The sequence below is a fragment of the Streptomyces sp. TLI_55 genome, assembly GCF_900206255.1.
GTDB classification, from domain to species: domain Bacteria; phylum Actinomycetota; class Actinomycetes; order Streptomycetales; family Streptomycetaceae; genus Streptomyces; species Streptomyces aquilus.
Window position 1 is genome coordinate 1,754,002 of the sequence record NZ_OAOJ01000001.1, and the last position, 24,381, is coordinate 1,778,382.

At 71.5% G+C, this 24,381-nt stretch carries 22 protein-coding genes; 9 read left to right on the plus strand and 13 right to left on the minus strand.

What is annotated here, in order from left to right; translation table 11 throughout:
• Window positions 1-433 precede the first annotated feature (433 nt).
• Complete coding sequence (locus CRP56_RS08185; protein WP_097261714.1) at window positions 434-1,636, plus strand: amino acid deaminase/aldolase; 1,203 nt, start codon at window positions 434-436, stop codon at window positions 1,634-1,636.
• Between the two features lies 1 nt (window position 1,637).
• Here the strand turns inward: CRP56_RS08185 and CRP56_RS08190 are convergent, their stop codons facing one another.
• From CRP56_RS08190 to CRP56_RS08205, 4 genes are read right to left on the minus strand one after another with little or no spacing between them, the layout of a single operon-like run.
• Complete coding sequence (locus CRP56_RS08190) at window positions 1,638-2,516, minus strand: DUF2510 domain-containing protein (protein ID WP_097261716.1); 879 nt, start codon at window positions 2,514-2,516, stop codon at window positions 1,638-1,640.
• A gap of 27 nt (window positions 2,517-2,543) precedes the next feature.
• On the minus strand, window positions 2,544-3,326 hold the full coding sequence (locus tag CRP56_RS08195; protein ID WP_059196491.1) for a 3-oxoacyl-ACP reductase: 783 nt from the start codon (window positions 3,324-3,326) through the stop codon (window positions 2,544-2,546).
• Window positions 3,323-4,717 carry an aldehyde dehydrogenase family protein gene (locus CRP56_RS08200; protein WP_097261717.1) on the minus strand — a complete coding sequence of 465 codons (1,395 nt, stop codon included), beginning with the start codon at window positions 4,715-4,717 and terminating at the stop codon, window positions 3,323-3,325. Before CRP56_RS08200 ends, CRP56_RS08195 begins: the two co-directional genes overlap by 4 nt.
• 11 nt (window positions 4,718-4,728) lie before the next feature.
• Window positions 4,729-6,087 carry a glutamine synthetase family protein gene (locus CRP56_RS08205; RefSeq protein WP_097261718.1) on the minus strand — a complete coding sequence of 453 codons (1,359 nt, stop codon included), beginning with the start codon at window positions 6,085-6,087 and terminating at the stop codon, window positions 4,729-4,731.
• Window positions 6,088-6,181: 94 nt separating this feature from the next.
• On the opposite strand from CRP56_RS08205, the gene CRP56_RS08210 reads away from it, so the two are divergent.
• Window positions 6,182-6,934 (plus strand): FadR/GntR family transcriptional regulator, encoded by a 753-nt coding sequence (locus CRP56_RS08210; protein ID WP_097261719.1) that lies wholly within the window; start codon window positions 6,182-6,184, stop codon window positions 6,932-6,934.
• A gap of 125 nt (window positions 6,935-7,059) precedes the next feature.
• Entirely contained in the window at window positions 7,060-7,743 is a 684-nt protein-coding gene (locus CRP56_RS08215) for a gamma-glutamyl-gamma-aminobutyrate hydrolase family protein (RefSeq protein ID WP_097261720.1), read from the plus strand.
• Window positions 7,744-7,752: 9 nt separating this feature from the next.
• Here the strand turns inward: CRP56_RS08215 and CRP56_RS08220 are convergent, their stop codons facing one another.
• Window positions 7,753-8,685, minus strand: a complete 933-nt coding sequence (locus CRP56_RS08220) for a LysR family transcriptional regulator (protein ID WP_097261721.1) — start codon at window positions 8,683-8,685, stop codon at window positions 7,753-7,755.
• A 70-nt stretch (window positions 8,686-8,755) separates the two neighbouring features.
• Between CRP56_RS08220 and CRP56_RS08225 the strand changes: the two genes are divergently transcribed.
• Complete coding sequence (locus CRP56_RS08225) at window positions 8,756-9,898, plus strand: TDT family transporter (protein ID WP_097261723.1); 1,143 nt, start codon at window positions 8,756-8,758, stop codon at window positions 9,896-9,898.
• Here CRP56_RS08225 and CRP56_RS08230 read toward each other — a convergent pair.
• The 4 genes from CRP56_RS08230 to CRP56_RS08245 all read right to left on the minus strand — a co-directional run bounded on the left by CRP56_RS08230 (window position 9,846) and on the right by CRP56_RS08245 (window position 15,083).
• On the minus strand, window positions 9,846-10,565 hold the full coding sequence (locus CRP56_RS08230; protein ID WP_097261726.1) for a helical backbone metal receptor: 720 nt from the start codon (window positions 10,563-10,565) through the stop codon (window positions 9,846-9,848). The two genes, CRP56_RS08225 and CRP56_RS08230, sit on opposite strands and share 53 nt — an antisense overlap.
• The gene (locus CRP56_RS08235) at window positions 10,562-11,134 is read right to left on the minus strand and encodes a helix-turn-helix domain-containing protein (RefSeq protein WP_079309904.1); all 573 of its coding nucleotides are present in this window, start codon (window positions 11,132-11,134) and stop codon (window positions 10,562-10,564) included. Before CRP56_RS08235 ends, CRP56_RS08230 begins: the two co-directional genes overlap by 4 nt.
• Before the next feature lie 282 nt (window positions 11,135-11,416).
• Window positions 11,417-14,032 (minus strand): ABC transporter permease/substrate binding protein, encoded by a 2,616-nt coding sequence (locus CRP56_RS08240; RefSeq protein ID WP_097261729.1) that lies wholly within the window; start codon window positions 14,030-14,032, stop codon window positions 11,417-11,419.
• Window positions 14,025-15,083, minus strand: a complete 1,059-nt coding sequence (locus CRP56_RS08245; RefSeq protein ID WP_097273839.1) for a quaternary amine ABC transporter ATP-binding protein — start codon at window positions 15,081-15,083, stop codon at window positions 14,025-14,027. The genes CRP56_RS08240 and CRP56_RS08245 overlap by 8 nt, the downstream gene beginning before the upstream one ends.
• Window positions 15,084-15,244: 161 nt before the next feature.
• Here CRP56_RS08245 and CRP56_RS08250 point away from each other — a divergent pair, with 161 nt between their 5' ends.
• The 3 genes from CRP56_RS08250 (at window position 15,245) to CRP56_RS08260 (ending at window position 17,546) form a co-directional block, all read left to right on the plus strand.
• Window positions 15,245-15,604: a hypothetical protein gene (locus tag CRP56_RS08250; RefSeq protein ID WP_257040231.1), complete on the plus strand. Its 360-nt coding sequence runs from the start codon at window positions 15,245-15,247 to the stop codon at window positions 15,602-15,604.
• A 21-nt stretch (window positions 15,605-15,625) separates the two neighbouring features.
• Window positions 15,626-16,555 (plus strand): 5'-3' exonuclease, encoded by a 930-nt coding sequence (locus CRP56_RS08255; protein ID WP_257041901.1) that lies wholly within the window; start codon window positions 15,626-15,628, stop codon window positions 16,553-16,555.
• 148 nt (window positions 16,556-16,703) lie between these two features.
• Complete coding sequence (locus CRP56_RS08260; protein ID WP_097261735.1) at window positions 16,704-17,546, plus strand: siderophore-interacting protein; 843 nt, start codon at window positions 16,704-16,706, stop codon at window positions 17,544-17,546.
• Between the two features lie 56 nt (window positions 17,547-17,602).
• Here CRP56_RS08260 and CRP56_RS08265 read toward each other — a convergent pair whose 3' ends face one another.
• The 3 genes from CRP56_RS08265 to CRP56_RS08275 form a co-directional block, all read right to left on the minus strand.
• The gene (locus CRP56_RS08265; protein WP_097261737.1) at window positions 17,603-18,379 is read right to left on the minus strand and encodes an ABC transporter permease; all 777 of its coding nucleotides are present in this window, start codon (window positions 18,377-18,379) and stop codon (window positions 17,603-17,605) included.
• Window positions 18,376-19,374, minus strand: coding sequence for an ATP-binding cassette domain-containing protein (locus tag CRP56_RS08270; RefSeq protein WP_097261739.1), 999 nt, complete (start codon window positions 19,372-19,374; stop codon window positions 18,376-18,378). Before CRP56_RS08270 ends, CRP56_RS08265 begins: the two co-directional genes overlap by 4 nt.
• 187 nt (window positions 19,375-19,561) lie before the next feature.
• On the minus strand, window positions 19,562-20,152 hold the full coding sequence (locus CRP56_RS08275; protein ID WP_097261742.1) for a PadR family transcriptional regulator: 591 nt from the start codon (window positions 20,150-20,152) through the stop codon (window positions 19,562-19,564).
• Between the two features lie 226 nt (window positions 20,153-20,378).
• Between CRP56_RS08275 and CRP56_RS08280 the strand changes: the two genes are divergently transcribed.
• Window positions 20,379-21,920, plus strand: coding sequence for an amino acid permease (locus CRP56_RS08280; RefSeq protein WP_097261744.1), 1,542 nt, complete (start codon window positions 20,379-20,381; stop codon window positions 21,918-21,920).
• Window positions 21,921-21,939: 19 nt separating this feature from the next.
• Entirely contained in the window at window positions 21,940-22,887 is a 948-nt protein-coding gene (locus CRP56_RS08285; RefSeq protein ID WP_097273841.1) for an RluA family pseudouridine synthase, read from the plus strand.
• On the opposite strand, the gene CRP56_RS08290 is transcribed toward CRP56_RS08285, so the two are convergent.
• A complete protein-coding gene (locus CRP56_RS08290) occupies window positions 22,881-24,377 on the minus strand; it encodes a cytochrome P450 (protein WP_097261746.1) in 1,497 nt (498 codons plus the stop codon). The genes CRP56_RS08285 and CRP56_RS08290 overlap by 7 nt on opposite strands.
• Window positions 24,378-24,381 lie beyond the last annotated feature (4 nt).

The following is a 24,381-nucleotide window of genomic DNA, read 5'->3' on the forward strand; positions in this document are numbered from 1 at the left end:
CCGCCTCAGCCGCAGGTCGTTCCGGGTGGGCTGAAGGGCGTGGCCTCGGGGGTGTGGTGGGGCGGGGTGGGACGGCGTCGTCGGGGCGGGAGGTGGGGGACGTCGGGGGCTCCGTGGGGCGGGGTGGGGCTGTGGGGCGTGGGGGGATGGAGGCGTGTTGCGCTTCCGTGCTCATGCGCCCCCCGTTTCCCTCGTGCCCGGGTCTGTCGTCGTACGCGGGCGTGGGTGTCCGGGCCCGTGCGGAGTCCCGTGTCGTTCTCCGTCCCCGGGCACGCATACCCGCGCGGATGGCCCGGCATCCCGGCGCACCCGTCCTACGTGCGCGTCACTCTACGGCTTGTCCCTGGGCGAACGGGAACCAGTCCACGAGCCCGGGGCATCTGCCCGGATCGTCCCCCTACCCTGCGGTAATCCTGTCTGGCAGGCTTCGTTCATGACTGCGCGCGCCGCCGACCGGGCCCGTTACGACCGGGCCACCGCCCACCTCGACGCCCCACTCGCGATCGTGGATCTCGACGCCTTCGACGCCAACGCGGACGATCTCGTCCGCCGTGCGGGCGGGAAGCCGATCCGGGTCGCCAGCAAGTCCGTGCGGTGCCGGGCGCTGCTCGAACGCGTGCTCGCCAAGGACGGCTTCGCGGGGATCATGTCCTTCACCCTCGCCGAGTCGCTGTGGCTGGCCCGCTCCGGGTTCGACGACGTACTGCTCGCCTATCCGTCCGTGGACAGCGCCGGTTACGCCGAGCTGACCTCCGATCCCAAGCTCGCCTCGGCCGTCGCCGTGATGGTCGACGACGTCGCCCAGCTCGATCTCATCGACCGCTCCCGGGACGGCGGACGTGAAGTCGTCCGGGTGTGCCTGGAGTTGGACACGGCCCTGAAGCTCCTCGGCGGGCGGGTGCGTGTCGGTGCTCTCCGCTCCCCGCTGCACTCCCCCGCCCAAGTCGCCGACCTGGCCCGGGCGGTGTCCCGGCGGCCCGGGTTCAAGGTCGTCGGGATCATGGCGTACGAGGGTCATATCGCCGGTGTGGGCGACTCCGTCGCCGGGCGTCCGTTCCGCTCGCGTGCCGTGCGGCTGATGCAGGCCACCGCGCGCCGTGAACTCGCCGAGCGGCGGGCCGCGGTGGTGCGGGCGGTGCGGGCCGTGGTGCCGGACCTGGAGTTCGTCAACGGCGGCGGTACGGGCAGTGTGCAGACCACCGCGGCCGAGGACGCGGTCACCGAGATCGGTGCCGGTTCCGGGCTGTACGTACCGCGGCTGTTCGACAACTACACGTCCTTCAGCGGGCGTCCGGCCGCGCTGTTCGCCCAGCCCGTCGTACGGCGGCCCGGCGTCGGGGTCGTCACGGTCCTCGGCGGCGGCTATCCCGCCTCCGGTGCGCCCGGACCCGACCGGCTGCCCGTGCCCTATCTCCCCGAGGGGCTGAAGTACGACCCCCAGGAGGGTCCCGGCGAGGTGCAGACGCCGCTGCTGGGCGCTCCCGCCGACGACCTGCTCATCGGCGACAAGGTGTGGTTCCGGCACGCCAAGGCCGGTGAGCTGTGCGAGCGGTTCGACACGCTGCATCTCGTGGAGGGGGACGCGGTGACGGCGACCGTCCCGACGTACCGCGGGGAAGGCCGCACGTTCCTGTAGGTCAGCCGGTGGGGCCGATGCTGCTGCCCACGCCCCCGCCCCCGGTGTCGGCCACGGACCGGATGCCCTTGGTGATCCGGTCCATGTCGGCGAGCGGCGGCCCGTCCTCGCCCGCGTCGAAGACGTAGCGCACGACCACCGGTGACTCGGTGCCGACGCTGGACTGGAAGGCGAGGGACTGCACGTAACCGCCGGGCCCCGCCGCCGTCTTGACGCGCCAGCGCACGAAATACCCCGCGCGGCCCGCCACCGCGACCGGCCCCGCCTTCACCAGCTCGTGGGACTCGATGCCGCCGAAGGGCCGCGTGCCGACGAGGTCGCGGTCGTAGGCGGCGTCGGCGGCCTCGGAGATGTCCGCCTTGGCGAGCACCTCCGGGGATGTCTCGTCGTTGTCGGTGACCGTGCGGGACATGACGAGGCCGTGCCGGCACACGCCGGGGTCGCCGGGGCAGTCGTAGGTGCCGTCGGTGGTCATGAGGACGTCGTCGTCGACCACGTACTGGGGTCGTACCCAGCCGTCGAGGAGCGGCAGGGTGATGCCGTTCAGCTGGTCCTCGACGACGGCCGGGGCGTCGGCGGAGGGTGCGCTCACCGACTCTGAAGGCGTCCCGGGGGTGACGGACTCGGTGACGGCCGCGTCTACGCCGCCGTCGTCCTCGCGGAGCACGAACGCGCCCGTGACGATCGCCGCCACCAGCACCACCCCGGCGGTCGTGAGGGCGATCGCCTTGGCCCGCCCCGAGGCGCCCTCGGTGGGAACCGGCACCGGCGGACCCGGGAGTGCGGGCTCGCGCCGGTGCTCGGTCCACGCGGTGCCGTCCCACCAGCGCTCCAGGTGCGGGGCGTGCGGGTCGCGGTACCAGCCGGGCGGGGGCGTCATGCTCATCCCGGCACTGTAGGGCGAGGCCTACAGCGGTGTGACATAAGCCCCGGAGATCCCGCCGTCGACCAGGAAGTCGCTGGCGTTGACGAAGGAGGAGTCGTCGCTGGCCAGGAAGGCGACGGCGGCGGCGATCTCCTCGGCCTCGGCGAACCGGCCGACGGGGATGTGGACGAGGCGGCGGGCGGCCCGCTCGGGGTCCTTGGCGAACAGCTCCTGGAGCAGGGGGGTGTTGACGGGGCCCGGGCAGAGCGCGTTCACGCGGATGCCCTCGCGTGCGAACTGCACGCCCAGTTCACGGGACATGGCGAGGACGCCGCCCTTCGACGCCGTGTACGAGATCTGGCTCGTCGCCGCGCCCATCCGCGCCACGAACGACGCGGTGTTGATGATGGAGCCCTTGCCCTGCTGCCGCATGTAGGGGATGGCCGCCTTGCAGCACAGGTAGACGGAGGTGAGGTTGACCTCCTGGACGCGCTTCCAGGCTTCCAGCCCCGTCTCCAGGATGGAGTCGTCGTCGGGCGGGGAGATGCCCGCGTTGTTGAAGGCGATGTCGACGCTGCCGTAGGTGTCGTACGCCGTCTTGAACAGCGCCTCGACCTGCTCGGCGTCGGTGACGTCGACCTTCACGAAGAGGCCGCCGACCTCGTCCGCGGCTGCCTTGCCGCGGGCCTCGTCGACGTCGGCGCAGACGACGTGGGCGCCTTCGGAGGCGAGGCGGCGGGCGGTGGCGAGGCCGATGCCGCTGCCGGCGCCGGTGATGACGGCGGTGCGGCCGACGAGACGACGGCACACGATCTGTTCGGTCACTGTGCGGGGCCCTCCGTGCTGGTGGAGACGTTGCTGATGAAGACGTTCTTGGTTTCGGTGAAGGCGGCGAGGGCGTCCGGGCCGAGTTCACGGCCGAGTCCGGACTGCTTGTAGCCGCCGAACGGGGTCCAGTAGCGGACACTGGAGTGGGAGTTGACGGACAGGTTGCCCGCCCGGACGGCGCTCGACATCCGCAGGGCGCGGCCCACGTCCCGGGTCCAGATGGAGCCGGAGAGGCCGTACGGGGTGTCGTTGGCGAGGCGGACGGCGTCCGGCTCGTCGGTGAAGGGGAGCAGGACGGCGACCGGGCCGAAGATCTCCTCGCGGGCGGCCTGGGAGTCGGGGGCCGCGCCGGTGAGCACGGTCGGCGCGAACCAGAAGCCGGGTCCGTCGGGGGCGCTGCCGCGCAGGCCAGGGATGTCGTCCGGCGCCAACGCCCGTACCCGGTCAAGCTGCTGACGGGAGATCAGCGGACCCATCTGGGTCTTCTCGTCGGCCGGGTCGCCCACGACGACCGCCTTGAGCGCGTCGGCGAGCAGCTCCCGCGCCTCGTCGTAGACGGACTCCTGGACGAGGATGCGGGTGCGGGCGCAGCAGTCCTGGCCGGAGTTGTCGAGGAAGGAGAACGGGTCGAGGGCCGTGGCGAGATCGGCGTCGGCGAAGACGATGTTGGGGCTCTTGCCGCCGAGTTCGAGGGTGACCTGCTTGATCTGGCGGGCGCACTGCTCCATGACGGCGCGGCCGGTGCGGGTGGACCCGGTGAACACGATCTTCGCGACGCCGGGGTGCTCGACCAGGGCGTTGCCGGTGACCGGGCCATGGCCGGGCAGCACCTGGAACAGGCCCTCCGGCAGGCCTGCCGCCAGGGCGAGTTCGGCGAGTCGCAGGGCGGTCAGCGGGGTGGTCTCGGCGGGCTTGAGGATCACCGCGTTGCCGGCGGCGAGCGCGGGGGCGGTGCCCCAGGCCGCGATGGGCATGGGGAAGTTCCAGGGGGCGATGACCCCGACGACGCCGAGCGGTTCGAGAATCGTGACGTCGAGGCCGCCGGGGGCCGGGATCTGACGGCCGTTCAGCCGCTCCACTCCCCCGGCCGCATAGGCCAGCAGATCACGGACGTTGCCGGCCTCCCAGCGGGCGTTGCCGAGCAGGTGTCCGGCCTCCCGCACCTCCAACTGTGCGAGTTCCTCGACGTGTTGGTCCACCGCGTCGGCGAACCGGCACAGCAGGCGCGCCCGGTCGGCGGGCGCGAGGGCGGCCCACTTGGTCTGTGCCGTGGCGGCACGCGCGACCGCCGCGTCCACGTCGGCCGCGGTGGCGGCGGGCACGGTCGCCACGACCTCCTCCGTCGCCGGATTGAGGATCGTGAGCTCATGCTCGTACTCGTGCGACAAGAGTGAACCTCTCACATGCGTTCGAAGGAGCGGCGGAGCTCCCAGTCGGTCACCGCGGCGTCGAAGGCGTCCAGCTCGACGCGCGCCATGTTGCGGTAGTGGGCGACGACCTCGTCGCCGAAGGCGGCCTTGGCGATGGGGCTGTTCTCCCAGAGCTCGGCGGCCTCGCGGAGGGTCGTGGGGACGTGCTCGTACTCGCCGGTGTAGGCGTTGCCGAGGCACGCCTCGGGCAGCTCCAGCTTCTGTTCGATGCCGTACAGCCCGGCCGCGACCAGGCCCGCGACCGCTAGGTGCGGGTTGACGTCGCCGCCCGGCAGCCGGTTCTCGAAGCGCATCGAGCGGCCGTGGCCGACGACCCGCAGCGCGCAGGTGCGGTTGTCGTGGCCCCAGGCGACGGCGGTCGGGGCGAAGGAGCCGGGCTGGAAGCGTTTGTACGAGTTGATGTTGGGCGCGTAGAGGAGCGAGAAGTCCCTGAGCGCGGCCAGCTGCCCGGCGAGGAAGTGCCGCATGACCTCCGACATGCCGCCGTCCGCGGCCATGGCGTTGTTGCCGGCGGCGTCCGCGAGGGAGAGGTGGATGTGACAGGAGTTGCCCTCGCGCTCGTTGTACTTGGCCATGAAGGTGATCGAGACACCTTCCTGGGCGGCGATCTCCTTGGTGCCGGTCTTGTAGATGGCGTGCTGGTCGCAGGTGACGAGGGCGTCGTCGTAGCGGAAGGCGATCTCGTGCTGCCCGGGGTTGCACTCGCCCTTGGCGGACTCGACGGTCAGCCCCGCGCCGGCCATCTCGTTGCGGATCCGGCGGAGCAGCGGCTCGATCCGGCCGGTGCCCAGCACCGAGTAGTCGATGTTGTACTGGTTGGCCGGGGTGAGCCCGCGGTAGTTGGCGTCCCAGGCCTGTTCGTAGGTGTCCTTGAAGACGATGAACTCCAGCTCGGTGCCGACCTGGGCGGTGTAGCCGTGCTCGGCGAGCCGCTCCAGCTGGCGGCGGAGGATCTGGCGGGGTGCGGCGACGACCGGGGAGCCGTCCTCCCAGGCGAGGTCGGCGATGAGCATGGCGGTGCCGGCGTTCCAGGGGACGCGGCGGAGGGTGGACAGGTCCGGGTGCATGGCGAAGTCGCCGTACCCCCGGTCCCACGACGACATCGCGTAGCCGTCGACGGTGTTCATCTCGGTGTCGACGGCCAGGAGGTAGTTGCAGCCCTCGGTGCCGTGGTGGAGTACCTCGTCGAGGAAGAAGCGGGCGGCGAACCGCTTGCCCTGGAGTCGTCCCTGCATGTCGGGGAAGGCCAGGACGACGGTGTCGATCTCACCGCTCGCGACGAGGGCGTGCAGTTCCTCGACGCTCAGCGGGGGTGTGCGGTCTGCCACGGGAAGGCTCCTTCGGCTTCTGCGCTGTTTTCGGCCGGGCCGGAAGCCATAAGGTATTGCGGAGAACCATTGCTTGGGAAGGGGGTGCGGCGGGATGTCGCTGGATCCGGAGGGCGGTCTGGAGGGCCGGCTGGAGGACCGTCTGACGCCGGTGTTGCGGCCGGTGCGGGCGGGCAACGGGTTCGAGGAAGCGCTGGAGCAGATCCTCCAGGTCGTCCGGCTGGGTCTGGTGCCGGGGGGCGAGCGGCTGCCCGCCGAGCGGGAGCTGGCGGAGCGGCTCGGGATCAGCCGGGTGACGCTGCGCGAGGTGCTGAAGGTCCTCCAGGACCAGGGGCTGGTCGAGTCGCGGCGCGGGCGGTACGGCGGCACCTTCGTGCTGCCGCGCGCGACCGCGGGCGACCTCGGCGAGGGCGAGCTGCGGCGGCGGATCGCCGAGGTCGACATCGAGGACGTCCTGCGCTTCCGGGAGGTGCTGGAGGTCGGGGCGGCGGGGCTGTGCGCGGCGCACGGACTGACGGACGAGCAGGCGGACCGGCTGCGCGAGGCGCTGGCCCGCACGCAGGACGCTCCGCTGACCGACTACCGGCGCCTGGACACCCTGCTGCATCTGACGCTGGCCGAGCTGTGCGGCTCGCCGACGCTGACCGCGCAGTACGCGGCGGTACGGGCCACGGTGAACGACCTGCTGGACTGCATCCCGCTCCTGGTGCGGAACCTGGAGCACTCGCAGCGCCAGCACAGCGCGCTGGTGGAGGCGGTCCTCGACGGGGACGCGGACGGGGCGCGGGAGATGATGCGGGAGCACTGCGGGGGCACGGCCGCGCTGCTCAGGGGGTTCCTGGCGTAGGCCGGCGACCGGCGTGCTCTTGCCGTACGGGCTCCGCGACCGGCGTGCTCTTGCCGTACCGGGCCCGGCTCGGCGAAGGTATCGGCAAAGGTATGCGGGTAATCCATTGCGGTGCGGGAGGGCGTATGGCGGGCAGGCCGCTGATCGGCATCAGTACGTATCTGGAGGCCGGGGCGCGCTGGGGCGTGTGGGAGCTGGAGGCGGCGCTGCTGCCCGTCGGGTACCCGCGCCTGGTGCAGCGGGCCGGCGGGCTGGTGGCGATGCTGCCGCCGGACGCGCCGGAGCACGCCGCCGCGTCCGTGGCCCGCCTCGACGGGCTGGTGATCGCGGGCGGTCCGGACGTCGAGCCGGTCCACTACGGCGCCGAGCGCGAGCCCCGCACCGGCCCGCCCGCACGGGAACGGGACGCGTGGGAGCTGGCGCTGATCGACGCGGCCCTGGCGGCGGGCGTCCCTCTTCTGGGGATCTGCCGTGGCATGCAGCTCCTCAACGTCGCCCTCGGCGGCACGCTCGTCCAGCACATCGACGGCCACGCGGAGGTGGTCGGCGTCTTCGGACGGCACACGGTCAAGCCGGTGCCGGGCACGCTGTACGCGGATGTCGTCCCGGAGGAGACGTCGGTACCGACGTACCACCATCAGGCCGTGGACCGCCTGGGCACCGGCCTGACGGCGTCGGCGCACGCGGCGGACGGGACGGTGGAGGCCGTGGAACTGCCCACCGCCGACTGGGTGTTGGGGGTGCAGTGGCATCCGGAGATGGGCGAGGATCTGCGGGTGGTGCGGGGGTTGGTCACAGCCGCTTCGTGAGGAAGGTCCCTACCCCCGCGTCAGCGACAACAGATCCCGTGCCGGGCCCACCGGTCGGTGGCCCGTCGGCCACACCGCTCGGAGGTCGCGGGCCAGGGAGACGTCCGCCACCGGGACCCGTACCAGTCGGCGCATCGCCAGCTCCTCCCCCACCGCCAGCTCGCTCAGCACCGCCGGACCCGCCCCGCTCACGGCCGCCGCCTTCACCGCCGTGGTGGACGACAGCTCGATCAGCGGGCGGGCCAGACCGCCCAGCGCCGCGTCCAGGACCTGCCGCGTCCCCGACCCCTTCTCCCGCAGGATCAGCGGCGTCGACGCCAGCTCCGCCGCGGCCAGCGGGCGTCGGCGGCGGGCCCACGGGTGGGCCGGGGCCGTGACGACGATGAGGTGGTCGTGGGCGATGACGACCGAGTCGAGGCCCGTCGGGACCGTGAGCCCCTCCACGAAGCCGAGGTCCGCCTCGTCCGACAGCAGGCGTGCCGCGACCGCCGCGGAGTTGCCCGCCAGCAACGACACGGCGGTGTCGGGGCGTTGGGCGCGCAGCGCCAGCAGCCAGCCCGGCAGCAGGTACTCCGCGATCGTCATGCTCGCCGCCACCCGCAGCCGCGAGTCCCGCCGGTCCCGCAGCGCCTGCGCGCCCGCGTCGAAGGCCTCCGCCGCCTCCACGATCCGCCGCGCCCAGTCCGTGACCAGCGCCCCGGCGTCCGTCAGCCGGGAACCGCGCGGCGAGCGGTCCACCAGCGCCACGCCCAGCTGGCGTTCCATGGACCGGATCCGGCTGCTCGCCGCGGGCTGGGTGATGCCGACCTCGCGGGCCGCCGCCCCGAGACTGCCGAGCCGCGCCACCGCGAGCAGCAGCTCCAGCGCCCCGAGGTCCGGCACCCGGTGTGCCAGGGAGGCGGCGACCGGGGACGACGAGGGATCAGGCTGCGCACTGCTCATAAGCCCAGTTTATGTCCCCATAGAAAGATCGTCCCTGGTGGGGAGCGCCGAACCGGGCGACGCTCGCAGCATGGTCACCGCAGCCCAGCCTCTCCACCCCCTCCGTGCCACCGCACGTCCCCCGCGCGCCACAGCCGTCCGTCACCTCGGACCGAACTGGTACGCCACCGTCATGGGCACCGCCGTCGTCGCCACCGCCGGAGCCGCACTTCCCGTCTCTCTCCCCGGCCTGCGCCCTGCCCTCACCGGCGTCTGGGCGCTCTCGCTCGTCGTCCTCCTCGCCCTCCTCTGCGCCCGCGCCCTGCACTGGACGCACCACCGCGACCAGGCCCGCGCCCACCTCCTCGACCCCGCCATGGCGCCCTTCTACGGCTGCCTGGCCATGGCCCTGCTCGCCGTCGGCGGCGGTGCCCTCACCGTCGGCTCCGACTGGATCGGCACCAAGGCGGCGGTGGCGCTCGACGCCGTGCTGTTCACCGCCGGAACGGCCGTCGGACTCGCGGCCGCCGTCGCCGTCCCGTACCTCATGGCCGTACGCCATCGCATCGAGCCGGGACAGGCGACCCCCGTGTGGCTGCTGCCGCTCGTCGCGCCGATGGTGTCCGCGGCGCTCGGCCCGCTCCTCGTGCCCCATCTGCCCGCCGGTCAGGCCCAGGAGACCCTGCTGCTGGCCTGCGTCGCCCTGTTCGGCCTCTCGCTGCTGGCGACGCTGCTCATGCTGCCCCTCGTCTTCGCCCGGCTGATCACCGGCGGGCCGCTGCCGCTCGCCCTCACCCCGACCCTGTTCCTCGTGCTCGGCCCGCTGGGGCAGTCCACCACCGCCGTCGACAAGTTCGCGGACATCGCCCCCGGTGTCGTCCCCGCCCCGTACAGCGGCGGCTTCTCGGTCCTCGCCGTGCTCTACGGGGTCCCCGTCATGGGCTTCGCCCTGCTCTGGTGCGCGCTCGCCGTCGCGCACGTCGTGCGGGCCCGCCGGGCGGGCATGGGGTTCGCGATGACCTGGTGGGCGTTCACGTTCCCGGTGGGGACCTGTGTCACCGGGGCGGAGGGGCTGGCCCGGCACACCGGGCTGGTCGCCTTCGACGGGCTCGCGGTCGGGCTGTACGCCGTCCTCGTCGCCGCCTGGGGTGTCGCCGCCCTGCACACCGTACGGGGACTCGTCAGCGGTGAGCTGCTCGCAGGGCCTCGGCCAGGGCCCCTGGCGCTTCCCTGAGGGAGGGGCCGTACCAGGTGAGGTGCCGGCCGCTGACCAGGGCGCAGGGGATGCCGGGAAACGCCTCCGGGCCGTCGTCCGCCGTGAAGGCGTACGGCTCGTCCGGCAGGACCACCAGGTCGGGGCGCGACGCCCGCAACTCGGGCAGTGGGATGCGGGGATAACGGTCGGCGTGGGTCGCGTACAGGTGGTCCACGCCCAGGCGGGCCAGCACGTCGCCCGCGAAGGTGTCCCGGCCCAGCACCATCCACGGGCGGCGCCAGATCGGTACGACGGCCCGTACCCGCCGCTCCGGGGGCGGCAGCGTCGCCCAGGTCTCCTCCGCCTCGTCCAGCCAGCGCGGCCGGGCCGGCGCCCCGCAGGCCGCCACCACCCGCGCCAGCTCCGAGAAGGCCTGCGGGACGGTCCGCACCTCGGTCACCAGGACGTCCAGGCCACCCTCGCGCAGGGCCGCCAGGTCGGGAGCGCGGTTCTCCTCCTCGTTGGCGATCACCAGGTCGGGGGCGAGGTCGAGGATCCGGTCGAGCTTGGGGTTCTTGGTGCCGCCGATCCTGGTCACGTCCAGGCCGGCCGGATGCGTGCACCAGTCGGTGACGCCGACCAGCGCGCCGGGGACGGTCTCGGCCACCGCCTCCGTCAGGGACGGGACGAGGGAGACGACCCTCACGGGCGGCGCCGGTCCTGGACCGCCTCGATGTGTTCCGCGACGGCGACGACGACCAGCCGGGTGTCCGACACGGTCGCCCGCCAGCGGTGCCGGACGCCACCGGTGAGGTAGAGCGTGTCGCCGCGGCCGAGCCGGTACGCCCGGCCCTCCGCCTCGATCTCCACCGCGCCGTCGGCGACATACATCAACTGGTCGTTGCGGTACTGGAATTCACGGCCCGCGTCATGGTCGCCGGTGAACTCCTGGGCGTGCATCTGGTGATGGCCGCGCACCAGGGAACGGGCCCGGGGGCCGGGCGTCGCCGGCTCGGGGTCGTCGGCGCGCACGACGTCGACGCTGCACGCCGGGTCGGCGGCGGCGAGGAGTTCGACGGCGGTGGTGCGCAGGGCGTCCGCGACCTTCTCCAGGGAGCTGGTGCTGGGGCGCGCCCGCTCGTTCTCGATCTGGCTCAGGAAGGGGACCGACAGGCCGCTGCGCTCGGCCACGACGGCGAGGGTGAGCTCCAGCGCGCGACGCCGCCGCCGTACGGCCGCGCCCACCCGCAGGGGCTGTTCTTTGTGGTCGCCCATCGCTCCGGCTCCCTCCTTCGCTCGTCGCTCGGCATCGCTCGCTGAACACGTCTCTGTTGAGTTGTCTGCACCCTACGCATGTTCGGCAAACCGTTTCACGCGCCCGTCACATTGCCGTAAACCAGGTGCGGGCGATCTCGCCAACTCAAGCCAGTAGATCAGCTCTCCGGCCGCCGTGTGAGGGGATTCCTCCGTCAGGCCGAACGGCCTGACCACGACGGCCGGATGAGGCTCAGGTGACGACGTAGCTGTATGTGGTTGTCCGATTTCTTATCGTCGCGATTATCGCGGTGTCATCCGCTCCACGACGTCCGGGTGCTTCTTCAGCCAGGCGTCCACGGCCTCGTCCTCGTGGCCCTGGCCGTGCGCGTTGATCTCGCCCTCGAGGGTGCCGAGCTCGCCCTCGCTCAGATGGAAGCCCTTGATCCACTTGGTGAGCCGCGGGTACTGCTCGGGGAACTTCTCGTTGGCGATCGTGCGGATCGTGTTCCCCTCGCCGAAGAGCTTCTTGCCGTCCGTCAGCTTGGTGAGGTGGTACTGGCTGTACGCCCAGTGCGGCGACCAGAGCACGACGGCGACCGGCTTCTTCTCAGCGTACGCGCGCTTGAGCTCGGTCAGCATCGCGGGCGTGGAGCCGTCGACGACGTCGTACTCCTTGTCGAGGCCGTAGCCGGGCAGGACCTTGTTCTTCAGGAGGTTCATCTCGCCGGTGCCCGGTTCGATGCCGATGATCTTCCCGCCGAAGAGGTCGGCCTTGCCCTTGAGGTCCTCGTAGGTCTTGATCCCCTTGACGTACGACGGGACCGCGACCTCCAGCGAGGTCGGTTCGTACCAGGTGCCGAGGTCGGCCAGGCGGTCCTTGCTCTTCTGCCAGTAGTTCGCCTGCGCGTACGGCAGCCAGGCGTCGAAGTTGAGGTCGAGGTCGCCGGAGGCGAGGCCGGTGTAGACGGGGCCGACGTCCATCTGCTTGAGGTTGAGCTTGTAGCCGCGCCGTTCCAGGACGTTCTTCCACAGGTGGGTGACGGCGATGTCCTCGTCCCAGGGGAACCAGGCGACGTCGATCGGGTTCTTGGCCTCGGCGGGCGCGGCCGCGCTCTTCGCGACCGGGGCCAGCTTGTCGACGACGCCCGGATTGCTCTTGAGCCAGCTGCGGACGGCGTCCTGCTGCTCGCCCTTGCCCGCCTTGTTGATCTCGGCCTCGAGGCTGGTGAGCTGCTTCTCGTCGAGCTTGAAGTCCTTGAGCCACTTGCCGACGACGGGGTTCTTCGCGGCGAAGCCCTTGCGGGCGACGGTGTGGATGCCGTCACCGGAACCCCAGGCCCCCTTCGGGTCCTTGAGCTTCTTCAGGTCGTAGTCGTTGTACGCCCAGTGCGGCGACCAGAGCGTGACGACGATCGGCTCCTTCTTGCTGTACGCGCGCTTGAGCTCGGCGAGCATCGCGGGCGTGGAGCTGTCGACGACCTTGTAGTCCTTGTCGAGGCCGTACGCCCCCAGCACCTTGCTCTTCAGCAGGGCCATCTCACCGGCGCTGGACTCGATGCCGGTGATCTTCCCGTCGAACTCGGAGGCCTTGCCCTTGAGGTCGTCGAGGGAGTCCACGCCCTTCATGTACGACGGGACGCTCAGCTCCAGCGACGTCTTGTCGTACCAGGCGCCCAGGTCGTCGAGCCGGTCGCCGTACTTCTTCCAGTACTGCTCGTGGGTCGTCGGCAGCCAGGCGCCTGTCATGAAGTCGACGTTGCCGGAGGCCACGGAGGTGTAGAGCGGGCCCGCGTCGAGCTGCTTGGCCTCGACCTGGAAGCCGCGCTCCTCCAGGATCTCCTTCCACAGGAAGGTGGAGGCGACGCCGTCGTCCCAGGGGACGTAGCCGATGCGGACCTTCTCGCCCTGGCCGACGTTCTTGGCGTCGGCGACCGGGACCGCGCTGTCGCTCTTGCCGCCGAAGATGCCCATGCCGCCCGCCACGAGGGCCAGGATCACGATGCCGACCACGGCGACCTGGGGACGGGGGCGGTACGACCAGATCTTCAGCCCCTGTGCCGCGCGGGCCTTGGCGGCGGCGCGGCGGCCCAGCGGGGAGACCTGGGTGCCGAGGGCGCCGGTCATGCGGTCGAGGTAGATCGCGAGGATCACGATCGCGACGCCCGCCTCGGAGCCGAGGCCGACGTCGAGCTGGCCGATGGCCTCGTTGACCCGGCCGCCGAGGCCGCCGGTGCCGACCATGCCGGCGATCGCGGCCATGGACAGGCCCAGCATGATGACCTGGTTGACGCCCGCCATGACGGTGGGCAGGGCGAGCGGGAGCTGGACGCGCAGCAGGGTGTCCTTGGGAGTCGTGCCGAACGCCTCGGCCGCCTCGACCAGTTCCTTGTCGACCTGGCGGATGCCCAGCTCGGTCATGCGCACGCCGGGGGCGAGCGCGAAGATCAGGGTGGCGACGATGCCCGCGGAGGCGCCGGTGCCGAAGAACAGGATCGCCGGGATGAGGTAGATCATCGCGGGCAGTGTCTGCATGAAGTCCAGCACCGGCCGGACCAGGGCGCCGACCCGCTCGGAGCGGGCCGCCCAGATGCCCACCGGCACCGAGACCACCAGCGCGATGAGCGTGGCGACGAGGACGAGCGAGAGGGTCACCATCGCGTCGTCCCACAGTTCGAGGGAGTCGATGAAGGCGAACCCCGCGAAAGTGAGGACACCGGCGAGGGTGCCGCGCAGCCAGAAGGCGAGCACGGCGAAGATGCCCGCGAGGAGCAGCGGTGCGGGCGCCTGGAGGACGGCGTCGATGCCGTCGTAGGTACTGGTGAAGACGGTCTTGAGGAAGTCGAAGAGCCAGCCCATGTGGGCGAGCAGCCAGTCGACGGCGTCGTTGACCCAGTCGCCGAGCGGAATCCTAGGCATGAGCGGCCTCCCGCTCCTGCTGCTCGCCGAGGAAGCCGATCAGCCGCTGCGGCGGGACCACTCCGACGAGTTTCCGCTCGTCGTCGACGACGGCCACCGGATGGGTCGTCCGGGCGCTGACGGCACAGAGTTCCGTGAACGGGGTGTCGGGCGTGACGGTCTCGCAGTCGCCCGCACAGCCGCAGTCGGTCTCGTCGCCGCGTACGTCGGTGTCCATCACGGCGGACGCCGTGAGCACCTTGGAGCGGTCGACGTCCTTGGTGAAGGAGGCGACGTAGTCGTTCGCGGGCCGGACCAGGATGTCCTCGGCGGTGCCGTTCTGGACGATGCGGCCGTCGCGCATGACGGCGATGCGGTCGCCGAGGCGCATGGCCTCGTTCAGGTCGTGGGTGATGAAGACGATGGTCTTCTTCAGGGTCTGCTGGAGCGTGAGCAGCTGGTCCTGCATGTCCCGGCGGATCAGCGGGTCCAGGGCGCTGAAGGACTCGTCCATCAGCAGCAGGTCGGCGTCGGTGGCCAGGGCGCGGGCGAGGCCGACGCGCTGCTGCATGCCACCGGACAGCTCGTCCGGCCAGGACTTCTCCCAGCCGGCCAGGCCGCACAGCTCCAGGGCCTCGGTGGCACGCTTGACGCGTTCGGCCTTGGCCACGCCCTGGACGGCGAGACCGTAGGCGGCGTTCTCCAGCACACTGCGGTGCGGGAACAGCGCGAAGTGCTGGAAGACCATGCTGATCTTGCGGGCCCGGACCTCGCGCAGGTCGCGGGCGCCGAGGGCGGTCAGGTCCTGGCCGTCGAAGCGGACCTGTCCCGCGGTCGGTTCCAGCAGCCCGTTGAGCATGCGCAGCAGCGTCGACTTGCCGGAACCGGACAGGCCCATGACGACGAAGATCTGGCCCGGGTCCACGGTGAAGGAGGCGTCGATGACGGCGGCGGTCGTGCCGTCGGCGCGCAGCTCCTCCCGGTCGGCTCCACTGCGCAGCCTCTCGACTGCCTCACTCGGTCGTCTGCCGAACACCTTGTAGAGATGTTCGGCCTCAAGCCTGGAAGACACGCGTACCTCTTGCATCGGGGGCGGGGGTCAGTGGCCGCGCCTGCCCCCGGCCGACCAGGACAAACCGGTAAGTGGTTCAGTTCACAACCATTCCGTACGATCACCCCCTGCGGTCCGTAGGATCACCGTCGACGCTTCACATGGATGCTGGGGGGACGACTGTGGAACGACCGGACGACAGAGGCGCGTCGGCGCTGCGCTTCGCGACGGAGCTGGTGGCGTGGGTCGCCACGCCCTGGGCGCTGGCCCCGCATTCCTGGGCGCTCGCGATTCTCGCGGTGGCGATTCTGATCGGTCTGCCGACCGTGTTCTCCACCCCGGGCGACAAGGCGCAGGTGATCGTCCCGGTGCCCGGCGCGGTCACGATCCTGCTGGTGCTGCTGCAGCTCGTCGCGGCGGTGGTGGCGGCGTGGTGGGCCTGGCCGGTGTGGGCGGCGGTTCCGGTGTCCGTACTGGCCGCCGCGACCCTCGTCACCGAACAACCGCGCTGGCGCTGGCTGCTGACCCGCGTCGACGGGTGACTGTCGGTGCCGTACGGCATGATGCGAGGCGTGACCGGACGACTGATGCTTCTCGACACCGCCTCGCTCTACTTCCGCGCCTACTTCGGCGTCCCGGAGTCCGTGAAGGCCCCGGACGGCACGCCGGTGAACGCCGTGCGCGGGCTGCTGGAGTTCATCGACCGCCTGGTCAAGGACCACCGCCCCGATGAGCTGGTGGCCTGCATGGACGCCGACTGGCGCCCCCAGTGGCGGGTCGACCTGATCCCCTCCTACAAGGCCCACCGCGTCGCCGAGGAGCACGAGGCGGGGCCGGACGAGGAGGAGGTGCCGGACACGCTGTCGCCGCAGGTGCCGGTCATCGAGGCCGTCCTGGACGCGCTCGGCATCGCGCGCGTGGGCGTCGCCGGGTACGAGGCGGACGACGTGATCGGCACGTTCACCGGGCGGGCCAAGGGCCCGGTCGACATCGTCACCGGCGACCGCGACCTCTACCAGCTGGTGGACGACGCCCGCGGCATCCGCGTGCTGTACCCGCTCAAGGGCGTGGGCACGCTCCAGCTCACCGACGAGGCGTGGCTGCGCGAGAAGTACGGGGTCGACGGGCGGGGGTACGCGGATCTGGCGCTGCTGCGCGGCGACCCGAGCGACGGCCTGCCGGGAGTGCCCGGCATCGGGGAGAAGACGGCGGCCAAGCTGCTGGCCGAGTTCGGCGACCTGGCCGGGATCATGGCGGCGGTCGACGACCCGAAGGCGAAGCTCACGCCGTCGCAGCGCAAGCGCCTGGACGAGTCCCGGCCGTATGTCGCGGTGGCGCCGAAGGTCGTCCGGGTCGCGGACGACGTCCCGCTGCCGGACGTCGACACGACCCTGCCGCGCGGTCCGCGCGACCCGGCGGCGGTGGAGGAGCTGGGCGCCCGCTGGGGCCTCGGCGGCTCGCTGAAGCGGCTGCTGACGACCCTGGCACCGTAAATCATCTTTCCCGCTGGGCGAATTACCTTCTCAGCGGCCGGGATCGGCGTTCTCGGTCTTGGCCCAATCTTGCCTTCGGACAAGGGGCGTGACGCAGGGGTGAGATGCTAACTTAGGTAAGCCTAAGCATGGAAGCAGGGAGGCCGCCATGGCAGAACGACCGGGACGCAAGCCGCGCAAGCCACATTCCGCGCAGGTCGTCCGCACCGAGCGACTGACCCCGCACATGCAGCGAGTGGTGCTCGGTGGCGAGGGGCTCGCCGAGTTCGCGGCGGACACCTGCACCGACCATTACGTGAAGCTGCTGTTCCCGGCCGGGGGTGCCGTCTACCCCGAGCCCTTCGACGTGGAGCGGATCCGCGAGGAGTTCCCGCGCGAGCAGTGGCCGGTGACCCGGACCTACACGGTCCGGCACTGGGATGCCGAGCACGGCGAGATGACCCTTGACTTCGTGATCCACGGCGACGAGGGCCTCGCCGGTCCGTGGGCGATGCGGGTCCAGCCGGGCGAGACCGTTCACTTCATGGGCCCGGGCGGTGCCTACGCCCCCGACGAGGCCGCCGACTGGCATCTGCTCGCCGGTGACGAGAGCGCGCTGCCCGCGATCGCCCGCTCCCTGGAGGCGCTGCCCGACGGCGTCACCGCGTACGCCTTCGTCGAGGTGGCCGGTCCCGAGGAGGAGCAGAAGATCGACTCCGATGTGGAGGTCGTCTGGCTGCACCGCGGGGACCGCCCGGTCGGCGAGGCGCTGACCGAGGCCGTGCGGGCGCTGGAGTTCCCCGAGGGGCGGGTGCACGCGTTCGTGCACGGCGAGGCGCACTTCGTGAAGGAGCTGCGGCAGTTGCTGCGGGTCGAGCGGGAGATCCCCCGCGAGGACCTGTCGATCTCCGGCTACTGGCGGCTCGGCCACAACGAGGACGGCTGGCAGGCCTCGAAGCGGGAGTGGAACGCCCGGATCGAGAGCGAGCAGGAGGGCACGCCGGCGGCGTAGCTCAGCAGTGAGCGGTCTTCGGGAGGGCGCCGCGGCGCCCTCCCTCGCTTTTCCCGCTACACCGACCGCTGATACGACCTGAACGTCCGTATCGACAGCCACACGGCCACCACCGCGAGCCCCAGCAGCGCCCCGCCGCGCACCAGCACCGCCCCCCAGTCCGGGTTCTCCGACAGTGCCGAACGACCGGCCACCATCGCCCAGTTGAGCGGGTTGAAGTCGGCGACGTGCCGGATCCAGGACGGCATCTGGCTCGGTGCCATGAAGGCGGAGGACAGGAACGTCAGCGGCAGCAGCAGGAAGGTGTTGATGCCGATGATCGACTCCCGCTCCCGCACCAGCATCCCCAGCGCGTTGGAGAACGCCCCGAAGACCGTGCCGAGCAGGACCGAGGCGAGCACCAGCACCGCGACGCCCGCGATCCCGCCGGGGTAGTCCGCCCCGCCCAGCAGCCCGAGCAGCACGATGACGACCGACTGCAGGGCGGTGACCAGGCCGTTGTTGACGACGTTGCCGTTCATCAGCGCGGCCCGGCTGACCGGCGTCGTCAGGAAGCGGTCGAGGGTGCCGCGCTGGATCTCGTCGAGGGTGGTCATCCCGGCCCACATGTTGGAGCTGAGCGCGCTCATCACGACCACGCCCGGGACGAGATAGTCGAGGTAGGAGGTGGTGCCGAAGCCACCGAGCTCGACGACATGGCGGAACAGGCTGCCGAACAGGAACAGCCAGATGACCGGCTGGATCAGCGTGATGACGGCGAAGGCGGGCTGCCGCACGAACACCATGAGTTGACGCTGCGTCATGTACCAGGTCTGGGAGACGGCGGTGCTCATCGCTCACCTCCCGCGAGGACGAGTTCGTCGGTCTGCGTGTAGCGGCGGCCGGTGTAGCGGAGGTACACGTCGTCGAGCGAGGGGCGGGCGACGGTCGCGGCGGCGACGCCGACCCCGGCCCGCTCCAGGGCGCCGAGCAGGGTGGGCATCGCGGCCGCCCCGTCGTCGGCGCGGACGCTGGCGTGGTGGCCGTCGACCACCACCTCGTGCACGCCCGGCAGTCCGCCGAGGGCGCCCTTGAGCAGCGTACGGCCGGCCTCGCCGACCGTGGCGCGCAGTTCCAGGTGGACGGCGTCGCCGCGGAGTTCGCCCTTGAGGGCGTCGGGGGTGCCTTCGACGACGACCCGGCCGCGGTCGACGATCGCGACGCGTTCGGCGAGCCGGTCGGCCTCTTCGAGGTAGTGCGTGGTGAGCAGGATGGTCAGCCCCTCCTCGTCGGCGAGCCGGCCGATCTCGTCCCACATCGCGCCGCGGACCTGCGGATCGAGGCCGGTGGTGGGCTCGTCGAGGAAGAGGACCTGGGGGCGGTGCACCAGCCCGAGGGCCACGTCCAGTCGGCGTCGCATGCCGCCGGAGTAGCCCTTGACCGGGCGGTTCGCCGCGTCGGCGAGGGCGAAGCGGTCGAGCAGCCCGGTCACCCGGCGGTCGAGGTCGGCGCCCTTCAGGCCGTGGAGCCGCCCTTGGAGGCGGAGGTTCTCGCGGCCGGTGGCGACGGGGTCGGCGCCGGAGTTCTGGGCGACCACGCCGATCGCGCGGCGGACCCGGTCCGGGTGGCGCAGCACGTCATGGCCGGCGACGGTGGCGGCGCCGGAGTCGGGGCGGGCCAGGGTGGTGAGGATCTTGACGGTGGTGGACTTGCCGGCGCCGTTGGGGCCGAGGAGCCCGAAGACCGTGCCGGGTTCGACGGTGAGGTCCATGCCGTTGAGGGCGGTGACGTCACCGGGGTAGGTCTTGATCAGCTGACGCGCCTCGACTGCGGGCGCACGGGTGTTCATGGCAGGTGCTCTCCTGGGTGAGCGGATGACAGCTGATCCGCTGGAGGGGCACCGGGCTATCCTGGGTGTGCCGCACCTCGATCGCCTGGATGTGCCTCACGGCGGATTCAGCTCGGGGTTCGAGGCCCTGGCACCGCTGCTGCAACAGCCGTGCCGGGGCCTGTTCTTGTGTTCTTGCCGGTTCAGATCACGTCTCGTGCAGGGCTTTCCACTCCTCGATCCCGGGCAGTGCGCCCGCCTTGAGTTCGTCGAGGAAGCCGCGGACCCACTCCGCCTCCGCCTCCACCATGTGGAGCTGGAACTCGTTCTCCACGAGGAAGAGCCGGGGCAGGGTCTCCGACAGCTTCTCCAGCGCGCCGCGGTCGGCGGCCGCCTTGACCAGCAGGGCTTCGAGCCGCTCCTCCAGCAGGGTCACCACGTCGTCCGGGTGCAGCACGCCGAGCAGCGAGAGCGCGGTCTCGAAGATCGGGTACTCCTTGGCCGGGTAGGCGACCAGGTCCGACATCCACTCGGTGGTCTCCTGGCGGCCGGCCGCGGTGATGCCGTACACCGTGCGCTCGGGGCGGTTGCCCTGTCGCTCCACGTCCGTGACCTCGACGAAGCCGTGCTTCTCGAGGCTCTGCACGACCGTGTAGAGCGAGCCGTAGTTGATCTTCGTGCTGGAGTCCTTGCCCTGGCGGCGCAGGGTCTGGGCGATCTCGTAGGGATGCATCGGCTTCTGCCACAGCGTCGCCAGCACGGCGAGCGCCAGGGGGTTGCGGAGCTTGCGTCGCCGCATGGTCCCGATCCACCTCGCATCCTCACCCGCATCCGAATATCCGTAGCCGAACATATCGCGATCTACGGAGAGCCGTCAATAGACACGATGTATCGCGTTTGAGCGCTCCACGCAAGGGCGTGAGGAGTTGGGACCGTCCTCGACATGGCCGCGTCATCGGGGCGAAACAGCCTCTCCTTAATTTCTGTCGCCTGACAGGAATTCCACGTCGAAGGCAGGTGCCTCCGTGACGACCACCACCCCGTCCGACGTCCACCCCGATCCACCGCACTCCCCCGACGACCGCTCCCTCGCCGAGTTCGGCTACCGCCAGGAGCTGCACCGCAGCCTCGGCAGATACGCCTCGTTCGCGGCCGGGTTCTCCTTCATCTCCGTCCTGACGACCGTCTTCCAGTTCTTCGCCTTCGGGTACGCGTTCGGCGGCCCCGTCTTCTTCTGGGCCTGGCCCGCGGTGCTGCTCGGGCAGCTGATGGTGGCCGCCTGCTTCGCGGAGCTGGCGGCGCGCTATCCGATCTCGGGCGCGATCTACCAGTGGTCGTCCCGGCTGTCGAACCTCACCTTCGGCTGGTTCGCCGGCTGGATCATGGTGATCGGGCAGATCGTGGTGGTCGCGGCGGCGGCCCTGGCCCTGCAGCTGGTGCTCCCGGCGATCTGGTCCGGCTTCCAACTCGTCGGCACCGACCCGGCGGTGACGTCCACGGACGGCGCGGCGAACGCGGCGGTGCTGGGCGTGATCCTGCTGGCGCTGACGACGCTGGTGAACATCCTGGACAACCGCGTGATGTCGGTCGTCAACCGGGTCGGCGTGACCGCCGAGATCATCGGCGCCGTCCTCATCGTCGTCCTGCTGCTCACGCACTCCGAGCGCACGCCGGGCATCACCTTCCACACCGAGGGCGCGGCGCAGAGCGGCCTGTTCGGGGCGCTGCTGGTCGGTTCGTTCACGGCGGCGTACGTGATGATCGGCTTCGACAGCGCGGGCGAGATGAGCGAGGAGACGCATAATCCGCGGCGCACCGCTCCCCGGACGATCCTCACCGCGCTGGGCGCGGCGGGGCTGCTCGGCGGGCTGATCGTGCTGGGCGGCCTGCTGGCGGCGCCCAGCCTCACCGACGGGCACCTCGCGGTGGACGGGCTGAGCTACGTCCTCACCAGCAGCCTGGGCGACGGGGTCGGCAAGGTGCTGCTGGCCGACGTGGTGGTGGCGATCGCGGTGGCGACCCTGGCGATCCAGACGGCGGCCTGCCGGATGCTGTTCTCCATGGCCCGCGACGGCCAGCTGCCCTTCTCGGCACGGCTCGCCCGGGTCAACTCCCGCACCGGTATGCCGACCGCGCCCGCCCTGGTCGTCGGCGTCCTCGCCGCCGCCCTGCTCCTGCTGAACTTCGCCTCACCGGACGCGTTCCTGGCCATCGGCACGACCTGCATCGTGATGCTGTACCTGGCGTACGCGATGGTCACCGGCCCGCTCCTGGTCACCCGCCTGCGCGGCCGGTTCACCACCGACGGCACGGACGAGACGGGCGCGCCCCTGTTCTCCCTGGGCCGCTGGGGCGTCCCGGTCAACGCCCTGGCCCTGCTCTACGGCCTCCTCATGGCCGTGAACCTGGCCTGGCCGCGGGCGGCGGTGTACGACCCGGCGGGCGGTCACTGGTGGTTCCAGTGGTTCACGGTGCTGTTCCTCGGCGTGACCGTCGCGGCGGGCGTGGCCTACCGGGCCTACAAGGCCCGTACGCCGGTCGCCGCGGAGGCCGTCGCCCCGGCGTGACGATCTACCCTGGCCGGTGATGAGACGCAAGAACCGGATTCCGCCCTCTCCCCTCCCCCAGCGCGAGGGGGTGGACCCGGTGCGCGTGCGGCTGCCCCCCGAGGGGCCGTGGACCACGGTCCGGGAGCACCTCGTGGAGCGGCTCAGCGGGGCGGGGGCCGGGGTCGTCGACGGGATGTTCACGGCGGGGCAGGTCGTCGACGCGGACGGCCGGGCCGTGCCGCCCGACGCGGCGTACGTCCCGGGCATGTACGTGTGGTTCCACCGCGAGCTGCCGTACGAGCCGGTCGTGCCGTTCCCGCTGACGGTCGTCCACCGGGACGAGCACATCGTCGTCGCGGACAAGCCGCACTTCCTGGCCACCACCCCGCGCGGCAGCCATGTCACCGAGACCGCGCTCGCCCGGCTGCGCCGGGAGCTGGGCATCCCGACGCTCGGCGCCGCCCACCGGCTCGACCGCCTCACCGCCGGCCTCGTGCTGTTCACGGTCCGCCCCGGCGAACGGGGCGCCTACCAGACCCTGTTCGCCGAGCGGCGGGTCCGCAAGGAGTACGAGGCGGTGGCGGCGTACGATCCCTCGCTCGCCCTCCCCCGGACCGTGCGCAGCCGGATCGTGAAGGAGCGCGGGGTGCTGGCCGCCTATGAGGTGGCGGGCGAGCCCAACGCCATAAGCCGGGTCGAACTCATCGACCACCGAGGCGAGTTGGGTTGGTACCGGCTGCTGCCCGCCACCGGGCAGACCCATCAGCTGCGCGTCCACATGAACGCCCTGGGCCTGCCCATCCTCGGTGATCCGCTGTACCCCGTGGTGGCCGACGCCGTGCCGGCCGGTGACTTCCGGCGACCGCTGCAACTGCTGGCACGCTCACTGGAGTTCACCGATCCGGTCACCGGGGTCGAGCACCGGTTCCGCAGCGCCGCGACGCTGCAGGCCTGGTTCTCCTACGCGGACTGGGCCGGTCAGTAGCCCCGCCACCAGCGCAGGAACCGCTGCCAGGCGCCCCTCGGCCGCGCGGGCTCGGGCGTCGGCAGGGGCGGCTGCGGCGCCGGGGGCGCGGCCGGCCGGGGCTCCGCCGCCACCGGCGCCACGGGAGCTGCCGGCTCCGGCGGTTCCGTGCCGAGCTGCCACGCCGGCCGCTGCTGCGGCACCGGCGCGTGGCCCGGCTTCTGCATGATGTCCTGCTGCGGCTTGGGCTCGAACCGGACGGGCAGTTCCACCAGATGCCGCGAGGAGATCGACTGCCGCCACTCCAGCTCGTCCTCGTCGCAGTCGAGTTGGACGTCCGGGAGCCGCATCAGCAGCGCGTCGACACCGGTGTCGGCGATGCCACGGGCGATGTCCTGACCGGGGCACTCGTGCGGGCCGCCGCCGAAGGCGAGGTGGGAGCGGTTGCCCTGCATGTTGGCGTCGAGGTCGGGACGTACCCGGGGGTCGACGTTGCCCGGCGCGATGCCGAACAGCAGGCCGTCGCCCTTGCGGATGCGCTGGCCGCCCAACTCGGTGTCCTGCTTGGCGTAGTAGGCGAAGACGGTGCTGAACGGCGGCTCGTCCCACAGGGACTGCTCCACCGCCTGCGGGACCGTCATCTGGCCGCCGTTGAGCCGGGCGCGGAAGCCCGGGTCGGTGAGGACCACGCGGATGACGTTGCCGATGAGGTTGACCGTGGCCTCGTAGGCGGCCATGAGGACGAGCCAGAGGTGGGTGGTGACCTCGTCGTCGGTGAGTTTCGCCGGGTGCAGGACGAGGTGGCTGGCGAAGTCGTCCTGCGGGTCCTTGCGGCGGCGTTCGGCGAGCCGCTGGAGGACGCCCATGACGTACCCCTGGCTGGCGTTGGCGGTCTCGGTGCCCTTGAGGAGGTCGCGGGTGGCCTGGACGAGCCGGTCGTTGTACTCGTCCGGCATGCCGAGGATCTCGCACAGGATGGCCATCGGCAGGTGCTCGGCGAACTGGCTCATCAGGTCGGCCCTGCCGGTCTCGCAGAACTCGTTGACCAGGCGCTGGGTGTGGCGGTTGATGTGACGGCGGATGGCGCGGTAGTCGATGGTCGACATGGCGCCGGTGACCGCGCCGCGCAGCCGCAGATGCTCGTCGCCCTCGGCGTAGGAGCAGATGGGCGCCCAGGCGATGTGCGGCATCATCGGGTGGTCGGGCTTGACCATGCCCTCGATCTGCGGGGTCCAGATGCGGCTGTCGCGGCAGAAGTGCGAGGGCGTGCCGACCAGATGGAGGTTCTCGGCGTGGCCGAGGACGATCCACATGGGGACGTCGTCGTGGAGCAGTACGGGCGCCACCGGGCCGTGTTCCTCGCGGAGTTTCTCGTAGAGCCCTTCGAGGTCCTCCGCGTCGGGGCCGTACAGCCGGTGCAGCCCCCCGGGGCCGCGGCCGTGGGCGGGGCAGCCGGGGGGTGGGCCGGCGAGGGGGCCGGCCCCGGTCAGGGAGTGGGGTTCAGGCGTCACTGTG

Excerpts from the sequence above, each read along its gene's own strand:
- CRP56_RS08225 (WP_097261723.1), top strand. The coding sequence starts at position 8,756 with ATGGTCACCGCAGCCCAGCCTCTCCACCCCCTCCGTGCCACCGCACGT.
- CRP56_RS08240 (WP_097261729.1), bottom strand. The coding sequence starts at position 14,032 with ATGCCTAGGATTCCGCTCGGCGACTGGGTCAACGACGCCGTCGACTGG.
- CRP56_RS08270 (WP_097261739.1), bottom strand. The coding sequence starts at position 19,374 with ATGAACACCCGTGCGCCCGCAGTCGAGGCGCGTCAGCTGATCAAGACC.
- CRP56_RS08210 (WP_097261719.1), top strand. The coding sequence starts at position 6,182 with ATGTCGCTGGATCCGGAGGGCGGTCTGGAGGGCCGGCTGGAGGACCGT.
- CRP56_RS08260 (WP_097261735.1), top strand. The coding sequence starts at position 16,704 with ATGGCAGAACGACCGGGACGCAAGCCGCGCAAGCCACATTCCGCGCAG.
- CRP56_RS08215 (WP_097261720.1), top strand. The coding sequence starts at position 7,060 with ATGGCGGGCAGGCCGCTGATCGGCATCAGTACGTATCTGGAGGCCGGG.
- CRP56_RS08190 (WP_097261716.1), bottom strand. The coding sequence starts at position 2,516 with ATGACGCCCCCGCCCGGCTGGTACCGCGACCCGCACGCCCCGCACCTG.
- CRP56_RS08255 (WP_257041901.1), top strand. The coding sequence starts at position 15,626 with ATGCGAGGCGTGACCGGACGACTGATGCTTCTCGACACCGCCTCGCTC.
- CRP56_RS08185 (WP_097261714.1), top strand. The coding sequence starts at position 434 with ATGACTGCGCGCGCCGCCGACCGGGCCCGTTACGACCGGGCCACCGCC.
- CRP56_RS08235 (WP_079309904.1), bottom strand. The coding sequence starts at position 11,134 with ATGGGCGACCACAAAGAACAGCCCCTGCGGGTGGGCGCGGCCGTACGG.
- CRP56_RS08285 (WP_097273841.1), top strand. The coding sequence starts at position 21,940 with ATGAGACGCAAGAACCGGATTCCGCCCTCTCCCCTCCCCCAGCGCGAG.
- CRP56_RS08275 (WP_097261742.1), bottom strand. The coding sequence starts at position 20,152 with ATGCGGCGACGCAAGCTCCGCAACCCCCTGGCGCTCGCCGTGCTGGCG.
- CRP56_RS08220 (WP_097261721.1), bottom strand. The coding sequence starts at position 8,685 with ATGAGCAGTGCGCAGCCTGATCCCTCGTCGTCCCCGGTCGCCGCCTCC.
- CRP56_RS08265 (WP_097261737.1), bottom strand. The coding sequence starts at position 18,379 with ATGAGCACCGCCGTCTCCCAGACCTGGTACATGACGCAGCGTCAACTC.